The 2,432-nt window shown below is 46.5% G+C and carries 3 protein-coding genes; all 3 read left to right on the top strand.

Features of this window, described 5'->3' with window-relative positions; genetic code table 11:
- Positions 1–841: cadherin-like domain-containing protein (locus VZ94_RS21075; RefSeq protein ID WP_045780754.1), on the top strand; the 841-nt coding region annotated here is incomplete at its 5' end.
- Positions 837–2,033, top strand: coding sequence for a cadherin-like domain-containing protein (locus VZ94_RS24900; protein WP_082081889.1), 1,197 nt, complete (start codon positions 837–839; stop codon positions 2,031–2,033). The genes VZ94_RS21075 and VZ94_RS24900, both read left to right, overlap by 5 nt.
- A 35-nt stretch (positions 2,034–2,068) precedes the next feature.
- Positions 2,069–2,432: Ig-like domain-containing protein (locus tag VZ94_RS21065; protein ID WP_045780752.1), on the top strand; the 364-nt coding region annotated here is incomplete at its 3' end.

Genomic DNA, 2,432 nt, shown 5'->3' with positions numbered 1-2,432 from the left:
CAACAACCTAGGTACAACACCCATCACGATAAATACCGGTATAGGCTTATTAACCTTAACCGGTTACACCAGCACCAGTAGTGTAGGCGGGATTAGTACCGGTGGTAGCATTGCCTACAGCTACACGTTAAGCGCTGCACAAAACACACCTGCGGCAACAGAAAGTACTGATGTTATTGCTTTAACTATTCAAGATGCTGGTGGTGCTAGCGATACGGCTAATTTAACCATACAAATCATCGATGACACGCCGACGGCGAATGATGATACTAACAGCATTGACGAAGATGGCATTACACCCATAACTGGAAATGTTTACTTGCCAAGCCGTAGTGGTTCTGGCGATGTTGCGGATAGACAAGGTGCCGATAGTAATGGCACACCAATAACAGGGGTTAATTTTGCCGCGACCAACGGTACGCTTGGCAGTCCATTAGCTGGAAATTATGGTTATTTAACGCTAAATCCTGATGGAAGCTACAGCTATGATTTAGATAACAATAATCCACTAGTGAACACGTTAAAAACGGGAGATAGTTTAACCGAAGTCTATACCTATACATTAACCGATGCCGATGGTGATAGCACGACGGCAACATTGACGATAACGATAAATGGCAACACTGATGGTGCGCCAAGCATTATTGCAGCTGACCATAATGGTGTAGCAGTCGGTGAAAATACCGTATACGAAGCGGGTTTAATCAGTGTAAGCGATACCAGCGAGATGACGACAGGAACAATAGCGATTAGTGCGTTAGATGGTCTGAGTGCCATTTCAGTTAATGGTACCGTAGTGACGCTAAGTGACTTAAACAATTTAGCAACAAACGCCTATTAGTATCAATACTGGCAAAGGCATACTGACTTTAACAAACTATAACAGCAGCAGCCAAGTTGGTGGTATTAGTACGTCAGGCACGATTAGTTATAGCTATACCTTAAGCGTTGCACAAAACACTCCAGCCGCCATAGATAGCACTGATGTATTCAGCTTAACTATTCAAGACGTAGGTGGTGCAGAAAATAGCAGTAGTTTAACCATACAAATTGTTGACGATACGCCAACCGCCAATGACGACAGTAACACTGTTACCGAAGATGGTATTGCAATTAATGGTAATGTTTATGTAGCCGGCAGTTCAGGTGATGTAGCCGATAGACAAGGTGCGGACAGTAACGCAACGCCGATTACAGGTATTAGTCATGGTGCGACAAACGGCACAATAGGCGTCGCCTTAGCGGGTAACTACGGTAATTTAGTGTTAAACGCTAATGGCAGTTACAGCTATGCGGTAGACAATAACAATGCAGTTGTTAATACCCTTAAAACCGGTGAAAGCTTAACTGAAATCTACACCTATACTTTAACCGATGCTGATGGCGACACCGACACCGCGACGTTAATCATCACGATAAACGGCAACACCGATGGCGCACCGAGTATTCAAGCTGTAGACGGGAATGCTTCAGCGACTGGGGAAACCACCGTCTTCGAGGCAGGCCTCACAAGTGTAGGCGATACCAGCGAAACGAATACAGGGACGATAGCCATAAGTGCGGCTGATGGCATTCAAAGCATAAGCATAGGCGGGACAACGGTCAGCTTAGCGCAGTTAAACAATTTAGGAGCGACGCCTATTACCATTAACACCGGTAAAGGCGAGATTACACTGATCGGTTACAGCAGTAGCAGCAGTGTAGGGGGAGTTAGCACGAGCGGAATAATCAGCTACAGTTACACGTTAACAGCGGCGCAAAACACACCGGGTGCAACTGAAAGCACCGACATAGTAAGTCTGAGTATTCAAGATGCCGGCGGAAGTAGCAATACCGGCAGTTTAACGATACAGATTATTGATGATATACCCACGGCCAATAACGACACTAACAGCGTTACGGAAGATGGTGTTGCGATTAACGGCAATGTTTATGCCGCAGGCAGCGCCGGTGACGTGGCAGATAGACAAGGAGCGGACAGTACAGCAACGCCGATCACTGGCATTAGCATGGTGCCAACAATGGCACGATAGGCAGCACTCTTGCGGGAGACTACGGCAACTTAATCTTGAATGCTGATGGTAGCTATAGCTACACGGTGGATAATACTGTCGCAGCGGTAAATGTTCTAAAAACCGGTGAAAGCTTAACTGAAACCTATATCTATACCTTAACCGATGCTGACGGCGATACCGATACCGCGACGTTGACCATTACAGTCTTTGGTGTAAATGATACACCCCAAGTGAGTAACGATAGTAATACAAATGTAGAAGACCAAGTCCAAACCGGCAACGTCTTAGCCAATGACAGCGACCCGGATGGCGACGAACTCAGCGTCACCGCCTTTACTATCAACGGTGAAAATTACACGCCAGGTGACAGCGCAAGCATTCCTGGTATCGGCACGTTCACGCTGAACAGCGACGGCG

This window comes from Methylocucumis oryzae, from assembly GCF_000963695.1.
Taxonomy (GTDB): Bacteria; Pseudomonadota; Gammaproteobacteria; order Methylococcales; family Methylomonadaceae; genus Methylovulum; species Methylovulum oryzae.
The sequence above is the reverse complement of the archived record's forward strand: the minus strand, read 5'-3'. Positions and strand labels throughout refer to the sequence as shown.